This is a genomic window from uncultured Desulfosarcina sp., from assembly GCF_963664155.2.
In the GTDB taxonomy this organism is placed as follows: domain Bacteria; phylum Desulfobacterota; class Desulfobacteria; order Desulfobacterales; family Desulfosarcinaceae; genus Desulfosarcina.
Window position 1 is genome coordinate 1,837,935 of record NZ_CAXXXH010000001.1, and the last position, 16,831, is coordinate 1,854,765.

The following is a 16,831-nucleotide window of genomic DNA, read 5'->3' on the forward strand; positions in this document are numbered from 1 at the left end:
GCCTCAATCAGGTTTTTATTTGAATGACTTCTCTGTCCGGTTGATGCGGGAAACCATTCAAGGACGACATTTCATCTTTGTCTCGCATAAAGGTCGGTTCACTTTGGATATAGTTAGCCACCAGGTCAGCTACCGCTGTTAATGAAGACATGTGCGTCCGTTCATAGCCATGTGACCCATCCACACCAAAGCATACCAATGCGGTACGTGTGTCGCTTCCAGACTCGATCGCTGACGCCGAATCACTGCGATAGAAGCGGAAAACATCCTTTACCAGTGCAATTTCATGATCCTTGCCGATGGTTAACAGTTTGCGGTTTAAATGGTAATCAAAGGGACCGGTCTGGTCCATCATTCCTACCACGCAGCTGTATTCCGTGGCGTTCTGGTTGGGAGCGACCGGGGCATGATCGATGACCACCATTTCGGCCACATCGCCATAGACCGCCGCCGATGCTCCTGATCCAACCTCTTCAAAAATAGTGAAAATCAAATGGCAATCGATGGGCAGAACAATCCGGGCGTCAACAACAGCTTTGGCAATGGCCAGAAGAATGGCGACACCGGCCTTATCGTCCAAATGGCGGGCATTGACAAACCCATCTGTAGAAATTTCCGGCAGCGTGTCAAACGCCACGAAATCACCGACCTGGATATTGATTTTAATCGTGCTATCAAGGATGCGGGTGTCGTAATCGACGCGGACTTCAACATGGTCCCAACCAACGGGTTGGGCATCCACCGCTTCTCCGTATGCGTGTCCGGATGCCTTCAGCGGAAGCACTGTTCCGCGGATCGGCCCGTTCTCGGTATAAACGGTTACGCGGGCTCCCTCGGCAAAGCGACTGGACCACGTGCCGATGGGAGAGATGGCCAATCGTCCGCTGGGTTTCAGCTGTCGGACCATGGCGCCGAGTGTATCAAGGTGCGCGGCAATGGCACGATCCAGCGTATTGCGACTGCGACCCTTCAATGTGGCACGGATCGCCCCGCGACGGGTTACATTATAGGCGATGCCAAGCGCTTGCAGCTCCTGACCCACAAAATGAACGATCTGGTCCGTATAGCCGGATGGGCTGGAATATTCAACAGCGATATAAGCATCTGCTTGAAATAGTCGATGTCGATGGCAACGCGATTCACTGATCACAACCTCTAATCAGGCCGAAGCGGCGGTTTGGGGAAAAAGAAGATCCATAAATCGTTCAGCAGTAGGCTGGGGTTCGTGATTGGCCAACCCCGGACGTTCGTTGGCTTCGATGATGACATATTCGGACCCTTCCAGGTCGGGAACAATCATGTCCAGTCCGGTCACGGGGATGTTCAGCAGTGTAGCCGCATGTTCAGCGGCGTTGACCACTGTTGGATGAATCATGTCGGTCACATCTTCGATCGTGCCGCCCGTGTGTAGATTGGCGGTCTTGCGCACCTGTATTTTTTCTTCGGAGGCGATAACGTCACTCAGGTCGTGTTCGGCCCGTCTGATGCAGCGCCGGGTTTCGTCGTCCAGCGGAATGCGGCTTTCACCATCGGTGGCGCTGGCCCGGCGGCGGTTATATTTTTCGATCAATTCGCTGATGCTGTGGATCCCTGTGCCGACGATCACCGGCGGCCGGCGGACCGCCGCGGCGACAACCTGCCGATCGATGACGATCAGGCGCAGGTCCTCGCCTGGCATGTAGGATTCGATAATAACGTCCAGGCAAAATCGACCTGCCCAGGCAACCGCTTTTTCGAGAGCTTCGGGCGAACGCACATCCACACTGATGCCGTTGCCCTGCTCGCCCCTGGCTGGCTTTACCACCACCTTTTTAAGTTTTTCCAGAACAGCAACATTTTTTTCGCTATCGTCCACGCTTGCTGTGAATTGCCGGGGAACTTCCAATCCTGCCGTCCTCAGCACGCGATGGGTCAACCGCTTGTCATCGCACCGGCTCATGGCAATGGCCGAGGTGAGTTCGGTCAGCGATTCACGGCAGACCATCGATCGGCCACCATGCGCCAATTTAAAATAGTTGTGTTCCTCATCGAGCACCTCCACGCTGATGCCCCGTCGCCGGGCCTCGTCGGTAATGATCCGGGCATAGGGGTTCAGGTTTTCTTCCGGTGCAGATGCAGTAAAAAAAGGCTCGTTGATCTGGTTTTTGCGTTTGATGCAAAAAACGGGCACCCGTTGGAAACCCAATTTTTCATACAGGGCAATGGCCTCGGCGTTGTCATGCATGACCGACAAGTCAATGTAGCTGCGACCGCGTGCCATATAATGCTCTGTTAGGTGACGCACCAATGCCTCGCCTACACCCGGTGCCTTGGCCTGGGGATCCACGGCGAGGCACCACAGACTGGCCCCCGACTCCGGATCGTTGAATGCTTCAACATGATCCAAGCCGGTGACGGTCCCGATGATCCGCCTGCTTTTGAGCTCCTCGGCCACCAGATAGGTGCGCAGACGGGAAGCGGTCTTGTCCAGGTAAAAACCGGTATCGGCGGTGACCATTTTCCGGGATCGATAAATACGGTTGACCGCCTCGGCATCGGTCTTCATGCTCAGGCGCCGAATGGTGAAGGTCGGCCAACGCTTGCGTCCCGGACGATAATCATGAAACCACAGCCGATAGGTGTGGGAGGGGTCCATGAACAGTTTGTCAGGTCCCATGGACAGCAGGACGTGGGGATCTCGCAGATAAAAAGCGATGTCCCGCTTGCCGGTTCCTTCTCTGCAAATGATATCATGCAGCCCGTTATTGGATTGAAACGTATGCCCGAAGATGATCCGTCCCCATCCCATTTCAACGGCCGCGTCTTTTTTCAGACTTACGGCATCGGGTCCCGTTGCCGGCTGCCAGTTCTTTAACGACAGACTGGTCATGCGATCCAGACGGTCCTGGCGGTTATGGGTAGCGTTCATCCGCTTTTCCTCCTTGTTGGGTGGTAGGCGTGCCTGGAGAAACCTGGCATCATAAAGCCCTTAAATTCCCTGTACCGTGAGCCAATGCTCAAGCACCGCCATCTGCCATAATTTAGATCCCTTCAACGGGGTGATATGTGCGTCCGGTTTCTCGAGGACATGCTCGATGTACTCGGGGTTAAAAATGGCCCGCTGGCGGCTTTTGGATGAACACAGCGTGTCGACAACAAACGCCAGGTAATCCCCATCCAGGTATTTCAGCGCAGGAACCGGAAAATAACCTTTGGGCCGATCGATCACCTCGTCCGGAATCACCGAGCGAGCCGCTTCTTTAAGCACATGCTTGCCGCCGTGACCGACCTTCAAGCTTGCCGGTATGCGCGCGCTGAACTCGACCAGTTCGTGGTCCAGAAAAGGTACCCGCGCTTCCAGGCCGAAGGCCATGGTCATGTTGTCCACCCGTTTGACCGGATCGTCGGTCAGCATGACGGTGGTGTCGATACGCAGGGCCCGATCCACTGCGGATTGCGCCCCTGGCTGGCCAAAATGGCGATGGACGAAATCGAGACTGTGGTCGTCACCCACAAAACTGGCGTTGACGGCGGCGGCATACTCGGTGTGAGGGCGGTCGAAAAAATGGCTCACATACTCATAGACACCGTCCGTGCTCTCCATCATGGGCGGATACCAGTGATAACCGCCGAAGACTTCATCGGCGCCCTGACCGCTCTGGACGACCTTGACGTGCTGCGACACCGCTTCGCTCAGCAGATAAAAACCGATGCAATCATGGCTGACCATCGGCTCGCTCATGGCGCGGATGCACCGGTCCAGGGAGGGCAGGACACGCGCATCATCTGCCTCGATCCGATGGTGGTCGGTGCCATAGTGATCGGCAATGAGTCCCGAATAGGCAAATTCATTGCCGTCCTCACCGTTGACGTCCTTGAAACCAATGGAAAAGGTGTTGACGTTCCACTGTCCGAGTTCCGCCAGCAGTCCCACGATCAGGCTGGAATCCAGCCCGCCGGAGAGCAGCACACCGACAGGAACGTCGGCGGTGAGACGCCGCTTGACCGCCTTGCGCAGGTGAACCAGCAGGAGTTCCGCCCAGTCTTCGAGTCCATATTGCATTTCATCCGCCGATGGCGTGAAATCCAACGTCCAATAGGCGGCTTCGTCAACACTGCCTTCAGGTGTGACGGTTAGCGTCGTACCCGGCTTCATCTTTTTGACGTCCCTGAGGATCGTATGAGGCGCCGGCACCACCGAATGAAAAGTCATGTAGTGGTGCAGGGCTACGGGATCGATGGCTTTTTCGATGTCGTCATACACCAGCAGCGCCGGCAGCGAAGAGGCGAAACGGAAGGCCTTGGCCCTTTTGGAGAAATAAAGCGGTTTGATGCCTAACCGGTCCCGTGCGAGGAAGGTCTCCCCGCTGTCACGGTGGGCGATGGCGAAGGCAAACATCCCGTTGAAGTGGTTGACACAATCTTTTCCCCAGGCGTGATAGGCTTTTAAAATTACTTCGGTGTCTCCGTAGGAAAAAAAATCATAGCCTTTCCCCTCCAGTTCCACCCGCAGTTCATCATAATTATAGATGGCGCCGTTATAGATGATGGACAGCCCCAGCGCGTTGTCCACCATGGGTTGATGGGCACGCTCGCTCAGGTCGATGATCTTCAATCGGCGGTGCCCAAAAGCGGTGCCCCCATGTACATGCAGGCCCAGCGCATCGGGGCCGCGCTCCTTCATCGTCTCGGTCATTTTGACTACGGGTTCGACATCAGCCGGTTGCCCGTTAAAACTGATCTGCCCACAAATTCCACACATGGTTGGTGAGTTCCTCCCTGGCTGGTTGGTCAATGCGAAGATGCAACACAAAAACTGTCTCCACGATATCAAAACAGCGTAAGATTCAAATGGGGGGATTTATGTATACGCGGAATATGCAGGCTGTATTGAATCTGAATGAGATGATTCATTGTCGCCCTGCCGGTTCTCACCCGTGAGAAAAACAGTGTGGGTAGGATAGGCAAAGTGGATGTTCAATGCTTCGAATTGACGGAATATTTCCAGGTTGATGGCCTGCTGGATATCCATATACAGGTTGTAGTCCGGTGAAAGGACATAGTAGACCGTTTCGAAATCGAGCGAAAATTCTCCGTAGCCTTGAAAATGGGAGCGATCAAACCGGACAAGGTCCTGATCTTCAATAATCTTTCGGATCAAGCCGGGTATTTTTTTCAAGGTGTCATAGTCCGTCTGATAGACGACACCGATGGAAAAGACGACGCGCCGTTCCGCCATGCGCTTGTAATTGCGAATACGGCTTTTTAAAAGGTCACTGTTGGAAAAGACCAGCTGTTCACCGGACAGGCTGCGGATGCGGGTGGTCTTCAAACCGATATACTCGACGATACCCATGTGGGTCTCGACGATGATGAAGTCGCCGATAACAAAGGGCTTGTCCAGCAGAATGGACAGGGAGGCAAATATGTCCCCCAGAATGTTCTGCAACGCCATGGCAACGGCAATACCACCAATTCCTAAACTGGCGACCAGTGTCGTGATCTTCACACCGGGTACATTGTCGAGGGCCAGCAGGGCAGCGATTGAGAACAGGGCTGTTCGGCCGACAAAGGTCAAGGCACGAAGCGTGGTGATGCGTTCACCGGTATCATGCACATATTTTTTTTGATACCGTTTGAACCCGAAGGAGATGAGAGCATTGCCCCACTTGGCGATCTGGATAATCACGGCAATCATTGCCAGCGCGGAAACCCAGATGCTCATTTTTTCAGGGATACTCAAACCCTGGGCCCCGACATATAGAAACAGCAGCGCCACAATGGGCATGGAGACGCTTTTCACGATCGCCGCGATCAAAGCATTGATATCATCCTCCCGGCTCTGGTCGAGTCTGAAGAACCGACGCACCAGAAAGTCTCTGATCAGCTTGACGGCAAGCAACAGGCCGACAGAGATACCTGCGGCAATCAGCCACGTTTCAATTGTATTTCCCCAAATTGTGTTATTCATCATAGGCGCATCAATCCTTGCAGTCTTTCCGTTCGTATCTGTATCTGATTCAGCCGACCGTATGGTTGGCCGAGTTTATCCATTCAGCAGTTGCGGGAAAAAAATGGACAATCCCTTCCAGAACACCGGCGGCATAGTTGCCGTTCATGTCCTTAAATCCGCCCCTGGCCAGATATAGCCGATCGTTGATTCCCTCTTCAGCCAGACGATTAAGCGCCGATTGGCGAACATCATCGGCTGCATTTTTGACCAGGATAGCCGGCAGTCCGCTGACCAGCACATCCAGGTCATTGCCGCTGTCACCGGCAAAAACGGTATTGGATTCCTCAAACGCTTTATCGGCCATTAAAAACCGGATTGCCTGCAGCTTGTTGGCCCGACGGGGCAGAATGTCCAGTAATCCACGCTGCTCGGCCTCATCGCGACTCCATATGATGTGGGCCGCGATCTGATGGTTGTTGAGGATGTCCGTAACCTGCTGCCTGAGCGTCCGGGGGTTGATCGAAGGGGCCGTATAATAGCTGATTTTATATCGGTTTTGCTTTTCCGGTGCCTGCAGTTCAAGGTCTTTCCCCTTCATGTCGGCCAGCAGCGCGGTGATGTCGTCATGGCCATGACCATGCCAATCCCGGGCGATTTCATGCTGCCACCCCGGGTTCATGTGCCATTGGTTCCCGTCCACATGGTAGAGGGTGGTGCCCACATCGCCGATGACAAAATCGGGCTCGGGCAGATCGAAATCGACAATGGCTTTTTTAACTAGGTTCTTGTCACGGCCGCTGACGTAAGCCAGGCGCAGGTGCGGATGGGCGGCCAGGCCAGCAAACAGAGGCCGGGCTTGCGGCGATTCATCTTCGGCACCGTTGGGAATCAGGGTGCGGTCCAGATCACTGCACAGGAGTATCGTCTTCATGGATCGTAAACACCTTCTTGCCTTTCAGGGCATAGTGCCCCATGAGGGCGGCCGAGGCGCTCCAGCACTGCTGGCGGTTTCCACCGGCTGAAAAATCGCTGCCGTTGACATATTCGGGAAATCCCCATGGGAGCTTGTCCATGGACATGGCGTTGGCGCCATGGATGCCGGCCAGATAGTCCTTGGCCTTTGCTGTCTCACCACGCCGGGCCAGGTCGGCAACATAGAATCCGGTTACCATCGGCCACAGGCCACCGTTGTGAAATTCGTAGGGACGGTTTTTGAAGCTGTATGAAAACGTAATGTGCAGATCCTCCCAGTCCTTGTCTATCGGCTTGATGACCGGATGAAACGCCGGCAGCAGCTTGATTTCGTCCGGCACGACGTGCCGGTCGATGTAAGCGTCGACCGTTCGGCGACGCGATGGCGTGGAGACGCCGAGCAGCGAGGCCAGCACGTTGGCAAATCCATCAAATCGATAGCCATACCCATGGGGTGAGAAAAACGGCAGCCAGTATCGACGGGTGCACCGGTCGGCCGCCTTGCGGCCTTTTTCAAAAAAGATTTCGTGATACACATCGTCGGGGATAGCTGCATCTGAGCCGAACCAGTAGTTGTCCTGAATCCTGTGCTTCAGCAGGCTGGTCCGGGTGCGCAAGTCATGGTCATCATCATCGGTGATCCGCCGCCGGAGGTGGTGAAGTGTCCTTAATGTCTGCAGATAGAGCAGTTGATCGTAGAGGATGTAGCCGTTGTGGACATATTCGTCGGCCCAGTCACCGGTGGCAGGTACGTATAGCAAACCGCGATTGTTGAATTCCCAGGCGCCCAGCAGAAAGACCACCTTTTCGATCGCCGGCAGCATGCGTTGAATGAAACTGTCGTCCCTTGTGACGTTCCAGTATTCGCCGCATCCGATGACGAACCAGAGATCCGCATCCACCCGGCCGGTCATGCCGCCATAACTGACGCGACCGCTGCGAATGTCCACATTGCTGGGGATCTCGCCGTGGGGCCCCTGGTGTTTGACCAGTGTTTCCAATGTGCTGCGCAGTGCAGCGATCATGTCGTGATCGTCGGTCATCAGGGCCGCCAACCCGATGATGATTCCGTCACGCCCCCAAATACGCCGGTAGTTGTCACTGTCGGTGGGGCTGGCCAGGAAGCCGTGACCGGTGATGCAGTTTTTTAACAGCGCTTCCGCCTGGCTGACAGCCTCCCGATGGTCTGGTGTTTTTAGGGTCATCGCAATACCTATTTCTGGTTTAGCAGTGTGCATTTCCGAAAACGGCGGACAGAATCCGCTATTTTCGCTCAAGGGCTTTTTTTATCCGGTCGGCTTTGAAGCCGACAATCACGTCATCGCCAATCACCGTTGTGGGAAATGAGACGCGATCGTTGTAATGCTTAACTTTTTCCAAGACCTGATTCCGCTGGTCTCCTTCCAGGCGATCGACATCAACCACTTCGACCGCGATGTCCTGTTTTGCCAGCAGGTTCTTAACCGCTTTGCAATGGCTGCAAGTGCTCAACGAATATAATTTTACTTTTTGAGAGGTCATGCCCTCCTCCGGATGATCGCATGGTTTTGGGACGCTGCCTGTCTGCCGGTGCATTGACGGAATCCCCTGACCGTCCCGACATGCTCATATATTAATTGATCGATCCCATGTCATCCATGGGTTGCACACCCCATATTTCCTGTATATGTGCATTAGCGGGCCGGTATCGGTCTGACATGTTGGAGCCTACGGCCACGGTTTCGAGCGCGCATCTTGTTTCGATGTCTCTATCTTGGCCTCGCATCCCGTCCAATGAACATCACGGTGAACCCGCTTAGTCCAGAAAGCGGTGGAATATGGCTTGATTACATCGGTACGCGCACAGCGAAAATAGCGGACATGGACACAAGCATTTACCGTAACCGCATTGTCAATCTCATTTGGCGGTAGGATCATGTCTCATGACCGATGCGAACGGTTTCAGGTGGGGCTTATCGGACCCTCTCCCGTGCGTGTATCCATCTAAATGATGCAGTGGCGGACCTGATGGCGCACGGACGGTTCTTTCAACCATAGCCGGCAGGACTTTCTTCTAGAAGGTTCACATCCTCGCTTGTCAGGCTGCCGTCATCCGTTGCTCACCGGCCACACGTAAAAATCTTCATGCGGTTTGAATCCCACACCGACAATGCCGTCACGGCAGTACAAGGTCCAGGCGTAACGGGGCTCATACACGCTGGTCGTTGAGGACCAGTAGGCATCTTGCACGTTGACAAACGGGTGACCGGTCGGCAGGGCGGGGGAGTGGTATCCGAGATCGATGAAACTCTCCAGTTCCCTGATGTTGGGTAGTCGCCAATCATGGCAGCCACCTAACTTTCCACGGTTCAAAACGTCTACTAGCAACAAGGCTTCCTGCCAGTCAAGCGGGCGGCCTGCCGGATTGGCATCTCTGCTCCAGATCAGACCGGTAAAAACGTCTTGTATGCAGGTATCATCAATCGTTTTAAAGCGGATTTTCCCGTTGCGACCTGGATCGCCCATTTCTATGTTGCCCATTGATACCGGCCAGACCATGTAGGAACCTTGTTTCATCCCGCGGTGGACGCGACCGCCCCCCAAGTGGACATACCAGGCCTGGTCGGGAAGCCGGCTACAGGAATCGGCGGTCCAAAAATAGCCGGGAAAGACGTTGTCGAACGGATGGCCCTCGGGGAGTGCCGGATTAATGTTCTGATGACTGATCAGAGAAAAGAGAAGGGCTCTTGATGGAAGCTGCCAGTTGTCGTATCCGTGTGCGCGGCGTACACTCATATTTGCAACATAGGCCAGTGCCTCATTCCAGGTGAGCGGATATTCCGCCGGATTGGCATTCCGCGCCCAGACCGCTCCGGTTAAATTATCCCTGGCGACATGGTCCAACACCTGAAAGCGTTGACGGCCTGACAGATGGTAGATTTTTTGGCAGCATGCATCCTGCCCGCTGTTTTTGCACGGGGCAGGCCGACCGTTTTCAGTGTAGCATTGGTTCTGGTCGGTCTCCAAAAGATATCGATTCATTTTTTAACCGCAATCAGTGGTCAAAGGTGATGAACGGCTTGGCTTCGATGAAACCACCGTCATTGAGCATCTCGTGGTCCGCCACGTCTGGGGCGAAACCGAAAGCCTCAACCTTTTTGCCAAAGACCCCCGGCAGGGAGTGGCTGACGGATGCGGGAAACTCGCCATCCGAAGACTGCAGCCGGGTAATAATCGGCGTTTCGGGGATGTTGGCGATGCGCAAAATCTCCTCGATATACACATGGACCACGCTGACCATCTGCTTGGCAGTTTTTTTCATCTGTTTGATGTGGGCTTCGAATTTGGCTACGGCGTCGTCGGGGCTTTTTGCATCGACAATGCTGCTGAAATATCCATGCTTCGGTTGGCTGTCGGCATCGATTTCGTCAAATGTAAAATGACCGATAAATAACATTTTTGCTCCTTTTCTCAGCTGGGTTGACCCTGTGGGGCATAACAGGCGTCACGGTTACAATATCATTCTAAGCACAGGTTCTGAGATATCGATAGCGGCACGATGCTGTAGTTTATCGAAAGGAAGACTGTATTTTCATTTTTTTGTGACATGTTCCCCCGCTGGTTTCAATTGATCCTTCACAGGAAACGCTGGTCGTTTGCGTGATAATCAGTTTTAGGTTTCCTGGCTGAATTGATCAAGCATACCCGCTTGATAAACACAGAATCAATTCTACCCCCCATTTCGTCAAATCCACCCTTTAACCTATAATGAATCAGTCATTTGATGTGACACCGCCTGAATGATGCAAACCGCTGCGGATGGTGAAAACAGGTCGAAAACTAAATTCTGAAAGGAGAGATCATATGTCTGCAAGGAAAATTTTTGTAGAGAAATTGAAGGCGAAGCTGGATGAATGGAATGCTGAAGTAGATCGTCTGGAGAGCAAAGCAGAAATGATCGACGCACAAAATCAGGCACGCTATCGAGCAACCATTCAGGAGATCAAAGCCAAGATTCGACAGGTCGAAAGAAAACTGACGGTGATTAAAAATTCCAGTACGGACGCATGGCAGGATTTAAAAGAGGGCGTGGAAATCGCCTGGAAGGATTTTGAGGCCAGCGTGAAGCAGGTCAAGGAGCAGTTCACGGGTGGAAATCCATAATATCACCAGGTCTTCCGGATCTGTACGATCCTTAGCACACCTTTTCAATTTTGCCGCGATAATGGGATAACCAACCCAACAAGGGAGTAATCATGCAAATGTTGAGAAGTATGAAAGATATTCAAGGATACGTATTGGGTGCCCAGGATGGGGAAATCGGGCTGTGCAGCGACTTCCTGATCGATGACAAGGATTGGACGGTGCGCTATATTGTTGCCGATACGCATAAATGGCTTCCGGGTCGTAAGGTCCTTATCTCACCCATATCTATCGGCAATGCGGACGGGACAACCCGGCGGCTGAGCGTCGGCTTGACCAAAGATCAAATCAAGAGTTCACCCCCTATCGATGCCGACGTCCCGGTCTCACGGCAGTATGAGATCGCGTTAAACAAATATTACGACTGGGCCCATTACTGGGGAGGACCTTCAGTCTGGGGCGCACACGACTACCCGCGTCTGCTGCATCGTGTGGAAGCGGACCGGCGCGTTCCCGAAAAGACCGATCACGACCCAAACCTCCGATCCGTCAAAGAGGTAACAGGATACCGCATCCAGGCATCGGACACCAACATCGGTCATATCGACGATTTCATCGTGGACCAGGATTCCTGGATCATCAGGTATCTGATCATCGATACCAGCAACTGGATGCCCGCCAGCAAGAAAGTGTTAGTCGCTCCCAATTGGGTCGACCGGGTGGACTGGAAGCGAAGCAAGGTGCTGGTGGATCTGACCGGCAGCCAGATCAAAAACAGTCCTGAATTTGACCCAGCGTTGCCGGTGAACCGGGGATATGAATTGGCCCTCTATGATTTTTACGGAAGGCCCTATTACTGGTAGCCTGGCTGGAGCCATCGTCATCAGGGCAACAAACATGCAACACCCCAACGGGACGTCCATTGGAAAACATACTTGAGCCCTCAAACAACTGCCATCGGCTGGAAAGCGCCCACCATGCGGCCTTAATCATCGACGGTGAAGCCTACTATCGTGCCCTGTACGATTCCTTTCTCCAGGCCAAGCATTCCATATTCATCGTTGGATGGGACCTTCACAGCGATCTGCATCTGATTCGCGATGACACCGACAGCGATTACCCGTCAAGTCTCGGTCAATTGCTCGACTGCTTGGTTGCCAAAAAAAAGGCGCTTCATGTCTACCTGCTAAGCTGGGATTTTGCCATGATCTATGCGCTGGAACGCGAATTTTTCCCGCGCTACAAACTCAAGTGGCGAACCCACAAACGCATCCATTTTTGCCTGGACGGTCACCACCCTGTCGGTGCATCCCAGCATCAGAAAATAGTGGTAGTCGACGATACCGTCGCCTTTGTCGGCGGCTTTGATTTGAGCAAGTGGCGCTGGGATACGCCGGCGCATCGGCCCCGCGACAATCGCCGCATCGACCCCGACGGCAAGCCATATCCTCCCTTTCACGACATTCAGATGGCCGTGGATGGGCCGGTGGCCAGGACACTCGGCCGGCTGGCCAGAAAGCGATGGCTCCGTGCCTCAAGGGAAAAACCGATCGATCGGGAGGACCTTGAAAAAGAGACGCCCTGGCCCTCAAGCATTGAGCCGGATTTCAAGCGGGTCCAGGTGGCGGTGTCCCGGACCCTGCCTGCCCATGGAGACCAGCAAGCCGTGCGGGAGGTGGAACGACTATACCTGGACAGTATCGCAGCCGCCCGACGTGCCATTTACATCGAAAACCAATATCTCAGTTCCTATCGAATCGGCCAGGCGTTGAAACATCGGCTGGAGGAGGCCGAGGGGCCCGAGGTGGTGATTGTCCTACCTGAAAAAACCGGCGGCTGGCTTGAGCAGCACACCATGGATGTCCTGCGTGGGCGGATTCTGTGCAGACTGCGGGATTCCGATCGACACGACCGTCTGCGCATCTATTACCCGCGGATCGCCAAAAAACCGGAATTCGCCTTGATGGTTCATGCCAAGGTGATGGTGATCGATGACGATTTCGTGCGCGTGGGATCGTCCAATTTGAGCAACCGCTCCATGGGCCTTGACTCGGAGTGCGACCTGGCCGTTGCCGCCGACACCAATGAAGCCGAACGGTCAGCAATTGCGCGATTTCGAAACCGGTTGATTGCCGAGCATTCAGGGAGCGATGTCGACGACGTCACCGATGCAATTGATAAAACCGGATCGTTGATCAAGGCCATCGAATCCTTGCCCAAGGGTGAACGTGGGTTGGTTCGCCTATCCGGCGATGTACCGCCCGAGGTGGACCAGTGGGTTCCCGAATCGGAGCTGCTGGACCCGGAAAAACCACTGGAACCGAATGAACTCTTCGACTATTTCATCCGTCCCGAGCAACAACCTCTTGCCTACCGGCACCTGATGAAGATTATTTTTTTGATTGCTGGCGTTCTGATCCTGGCAGCCCTGTGGCGCTGGACGCCTGCCGGTGAATGGGTCGATATGGAATCCGCGCGGGCAGCTGGTTATTGGATCCGTCGGCAGCCGTTCACGCCCCTTTTGGTCCTCTCCGCATATATCCTCGGTGGAATGGTTGCCTTTCCCGTCACCCTGATGGTGATGGCCACAGTAATTGTCTTCGGTCCCTGGTGGGGATTGACCTATGCGTTGACCGGATCCGAGTTGAGCGCACTTGTCGTATTTGGAGCGGGTCGACTATTGGGAAGCGATGCCGTGCGTCGATTTTCCGGCAGCCTGCTCAATCGACTTAGCCGGAAAATCTCAAATTCCGGTTTGACGGCAATCATCACCTTTCGCATCGTTCCCGTGGCCCCCTTTTCGGTACTCAACCTGATCGCCGGTGTGTCCGAAATACGGTTGAAGGATTTTGCTATCGGCACTCTCGTGGGCATGCTGCCTGGGGTCATGGCCATCGCTTTGCTGGCGGACCGCATTTCAGACTCTCTTCGTCGCCCGGATTTGGGTCGTTTCACTGCGCTTGTAGTTGCTGTTATGCTGGTCGGTGGAGCTCTCGTCGGACTTCGCCGGTGGGTCAAGCGCAAACGCGCCGATCGATCTTCCAAGAAACCGGCTTTAAATGATGACCCGGCCTTGAAGGAACCGGATTGAAATGACACTGCGAATCGCCACTTACAACATTCACCGCTGTATCGGGAGGGACGGCATTGAGGCGCCGGAACGCATCGCTGCAGTACTGCGAGATATCAATGCGGATGTGATGGCCCTTCAGGAGGTTTCATTCAATAACGACGGTCCGAATGATATCCTGGCGAACCTGGCCCGGGCAACGGATGCCCAAGCCATCGCAGGGCCGACCCTGCTGGAACAAAAGGGCCATTACGGGAATGCAATCCTTTCACGGATTGCCCCGGACAGCGTCGACCGCATGGATATCAGTGTGCCGGGCAGGGAACCGAGAGGCGCCATTTCGATCAAGTTGCGATTTAACGGCAGTACAGTCAGGATCGTGGCCACCCACCTTGGGCTTCGTCCCGGTGAACGTCGGTATCAGATGCGTCGCCTGCTCCCGCTGCTGGAGGATTTGGACGCTGCGGTGACGATCCTGCTTGGCGATTTCAATGAGTGGTTTTTGTGGGGACGCCCCCTGCGGTGGGCGAATCGTCGATTCGGCAGCATACCGGCGCCAGCCACCTTTCCTAGCCGCCGTCCGCTGCTGGCGCTGGATCGCATCTGGGTCGACCCGGCGGAACGGCTGATTTCCCTGCATCATCATCGGCACACGTCTGCAGCCATCGCCTCCGACCATCTTCCATTGGTGGCACGTGCGGCGGTCTGACACCTGAACAGGAATCACACCCCCACAATATCCTCCAGCCGCCCCAATCAGGGACGAAAACTGAAAATACGACCCGGACGGAATTGGTAGGTGTCTTCTCTAAACACTTCGTTCAATGTGCTTCCATCGTCCAGCACCAGTTTTGTCCATACCGTTTCAGCGCCCCCTTCAAAAGCGTTTTGCACGGCCGCATGGGCCACGAACCGGCCGGCGGCGTTGCCTGTTAAGACGGCTTGCCCGTCCTTCACCGTCACGCCGATACGGTCGCCGTCCACATAGGGGCTCCAGAACAATTCGTCGACAATGGCAGCGGATATATCGGCATCGCTTGGCCTGTCCGCTTTCGCGTTGACCGTAATCCGATTGTCCAGGGTCAAGACCCCTTCGATCTGCGTGGCGATATTCTCAGCCCGAACCTTTTGGCCCATGGTATCCACCGACCCGGAAAGACGGACATGATTGTCTTTGACCGCTGCTATGATATCGAGGGCATGCAGTTCGGCATCCCGTCGAAAGACATCCTCGATAATACTCGCGACTTCATTGTCCGGGGGAAAAAACCGGTAGCGCAGTTTCAGTTGGTTGTCCACGCTCCAGACACCGGTTGTGCTGCGGGCGTCGTCCGCAGCTGCCTGTTTGGCGTATAGGGTATCCACGGCTCCGGACAGCGTGACCGCACCGTTTACCACAAAGATGTCCGGATTGTAGGCGTTTACCCGTGGATCCATCAGCAGCGCATCCTCGACTGCCCGTAAAATGGTCTGGTCCGATTGACTGATGTAGGGGGATGCGCGGCGCATGTGATCTTTTTCCTGCCAGTCAACGATCAGATCCTTGTTCTCAACGGCAGCCACACCGTAAATCCATGCATCTTCGGCGGCACGCCGCTTTTCGGCTGCCGTTCCGACGATTCCTTCGAGCGCCACCCGGCCACCTTTCACCGTCACCTCAATAAGGGCGTCATCGACATACAGATCAGCGGCAAGCCGACGCTTGACGTCCAATCCAAGATCCTTGTCATCTCTTTCAAGCCGGGCTTTTATATCGATCAAATTGACTACTTCCGACACCCCTTTGATCGACATGGCCTGATGAACGGCCAGCCGGTTGAGCACCCAAGAGTCCGCAGTCCCGTTGAGCGTTACGACGCCAGCGTCCACAGAGACGGATACATCCATGCCATGATCGGGCGGTATTTGCGGGAGGCTGTTGCGCACGTCCCGAGCGATTACCTCGTTTTCGCGAACGACCGGTTTTACGGCCACGGTGTTGACCACCGACCGCACCCCACGGATGCTCTCGGCAATTTGCCGGACCCGGTCTTTCCGCAAAAGATTGTTCACTGTACCGGAAAGCATCACAATCCCGTCGTTTACTTTGATGTCGACTTGACCGGGCGCTATCGCAGTTTCATAAAGAATATGTTTGCCGATTGACTCTCGAATCGTGCTGTCGGTTAATTCGCGTCCAGTCGCCGGACGATACATGAATAGGACCGTACAAAAGATGGTCATACGCAGCGCCCACGATCGTCCGCGAATCCATTGATTATCATGGAATTGTCTGGCGGCTGGAAGGACAGCTATTGATCTGAAGTTGAGATTCATCCTTATCCTCCTTGTTCGGCTTGATGCGGCCCGGTTCGGGCAAATAGCGACTCGTCGAAATCTCGCTATCTAAAGCGTATGTTTATGGAGAGAGGTTTGGAATAGGGGTAGGACGGTATTTGGAGCCGAACCGGATTCTATTGAGCCCTTTCCGCGGCATGCCGCAGGGAGGGTTTACCGTGAAAATGGTATCGATTTCCAGTCCGCTCCCTAACCCCACCGTAAACGACGGGAATGTGCTCGTTATCGCGATTCAAGGATGCATGGGCAAGAAGACGCTCTGCACAGCCCACTGCACCGCCCGAATTACCGATCACCTGCAGCCACAATGGGGGATTCACCTTATACGATACGGATCGATCGGGTGATAAGCTGATTTTGAAATTAATTTTGCAAAACGCAGTCAAAGGAGGTGCTCC

14 protein-coding genes are annotated in these 16,831 nt (G+C 54.4%); 4 read left to right on the forward strand and 10 right to left on the reverse strand.

The features are described 5' to 3' along the window. Positions 1–7: 7 nt before the first annotated feature. The 9 genes from ACHZBS_RS08285 to ACHZBS_RS08325 all read right to left on the reverse strand — a co-directional run bounded on the left by ACHZBS_RS08285 (position 8) and on the right by ACHZBS_RS08325 (position 10,340). On the reverse strand, positions 8–1,042 hold the full coding sequence (locus tag ACHZBS_RS08285) for an osmoprotectant NAGGN system M42 family peptidase (protein WP_319406027.1): 1,035 nt from the start codon (positions 1,040–1,042) through the stop codon (positions 8–10). 117 nt (positions 1,043–1,159) lie between these two features. After that, positions 1,160–2,908 carry an N-acetylglutaminylglutamine synthetase gene (gene ngg / locus ACHZBS_RS08290; RefSeq protein ID WP_319406028.1) on the reverse strand — a complete coding sequence of 583 codons (1,749 nt, stop codon included), beginning with the start codon at positions 2,906–2,908 and terminating at the stop codon, positions 1,160–1,162. Positions 2,909–2,968: 60 nt separating this feature from the next. Then, on the reverse strand, positions 2,969–4,741 hold the full coding sequence (locus ACHZBS_RS08295) for an N-acetylglutaminylglutamine amidotransferase (protein ID WP_319406029.1): 1,773 nt from the start codon (positions 4,739–4,741) through the stop codon (positions 2,969–2,971). 99 nt (positions 4,742–4,840) lie between these two features. Continuing rightward, entirely contained in the window at positions 4,841–5,953 is a 1,113-nt protein-coding gene (locus ACHZBS_RS08300; RefSeq protein ID WP_319406030.1) for a mechanosensitive ion channel family protein, read from the reverse strand. A gap of 46 nt (positions 5,954–5,999) precedes the next feature. Continuing rightward, positions 6,000–6,863 (reverse strand): HAD-IIB family hydrolase, encoded by an 864-nt coding sequence (locus tag ACHZBS_RS08305; protein WP_319406031.1) that lies wholly within the window; start codon positions 6,861–6,863, stop codon positions 6,000–6,002. Then, positions 6,838–8,109 (reverse strand): hypothetical protein, encoded by a 1,272-nt coding sequence (locus ACHZBS_RS08310; RefSeq protein WP_319406032.1) that lies wholly within the window; start codon positions 8,107–8,109, stop codon positions 6,838–6,840. Before ACHZBS_RS08310 ends, ACHZBS_RS08305 begins: the two co-directional genes overlap by 26 nt. A gap of 58 nt (positions 8,110–8,167) precedes the next feature. Then, positions 8,168–8,425, reverse strand: coding sequence for a glutaredoxin family protein (locus ACHZBS_RS08315; RefSeq protein ID WP_319406033.1), 258 nt, complete (start codon positions 8,423–8,425; stop codon positions 8,168–8,170). 567 nt (positions 8,426–8,992) lie between these two features. After that, positions 8,993–9,925, reverse strand: a complete 933-nt coding sequence (locus tag ACHZBS_RS08320; RefSeq protein ID WP_319406034.1) for a DUF1566 domain-containing protein — start codon at positions 9,923–9,925, stop codon at positions 8,993–8,995. Positions 9,926–9,938: 13 nt separating this feature from the next. Further along, complete coding sequence (locus ACHZBS_RS08325; RefSeq protein ID WP_319406035.1) at positions 9,939–10,340, reverse strand: hypothetical protein; 402 nt, start codon at positions 10,338–10,340, stop codon at positions 9,939–9,941. A 407-nt stretch (positions 10,341–10,747) separates the two neighbouring features. Between ACHZBS_RS08325 and ACHZBS_RS08330 the strand changes: the two genes are divergently transcribed. From ACHZBS_RS08330 to ACHZBS_RS08345, 4 genes are all read left to right on the forward strand, one after another. Further along, on the forward strand, positions 10,748–11,047 hold the full coding sequence (locus ACHZBS_RS08330) for a hypothetical protein (RefSeq protein WP_319406036.1): 300 nt from the start codon (positions 10,748–10,750) through the stop codon (positions 11,045–11,047). Positions 11,048–11,139: 92 nt separating this feature from the next. Further along, on the forward strand, positions 11,140–11,889 hold the full coding sequence (locus tag ACHZBS_RS08335) for a PRC-barrel domain-containing protein (protein ID WP_319406037.1): 750 nt from the start codon (positions 11,140–11,142) through the stop codon (positions 11,887–11,889). A 59-nt stretch (positions 11,890–11,948) separates the two neighbouring features. Then, positions 11,949–14,117, forward strand: a complete 2,169-nt coding sequence (locus tag ACHZBS_RS08340) for a VTT domain-containing protein (protein ID WP_319406038.1) — start codon at positions 11,949–11,951, stop codon at positions 14,115–14,117. A gap of 1 nt (position 14,118) precedes the next feature. After that, entirely contained in the window at positions 14,119–14,805 is a 687-nt protein-coding gene (locus ACHZBS_RS08345) for an endonuclease/exonuclease/phosphatase family protein (RefSeq protein ID WP_319406039.1), read from the forward strand. A gap of 47 nt (positions 14,806–14,852) precedes the next feature. Here ACHZBS_RS08345 and ACHZBS_RS08350 read toward each other — a convergent pair whose 3' ends face one another. Then, the gene (locus tag ACHZBS_RS08350) at positions 14,853–16,412 is read right to left on the reverse strand and encodes a BON domain-containing protein (protein WP_319406040.1); all 1,560 of its coding nucleotides are present in this window, start codon (positions 16,410–16,412) and stop codon (positions 14,853–14,855) included. Between the last annotated feature and the right edge of the window lie 419 nt (positions 16,413–16,831).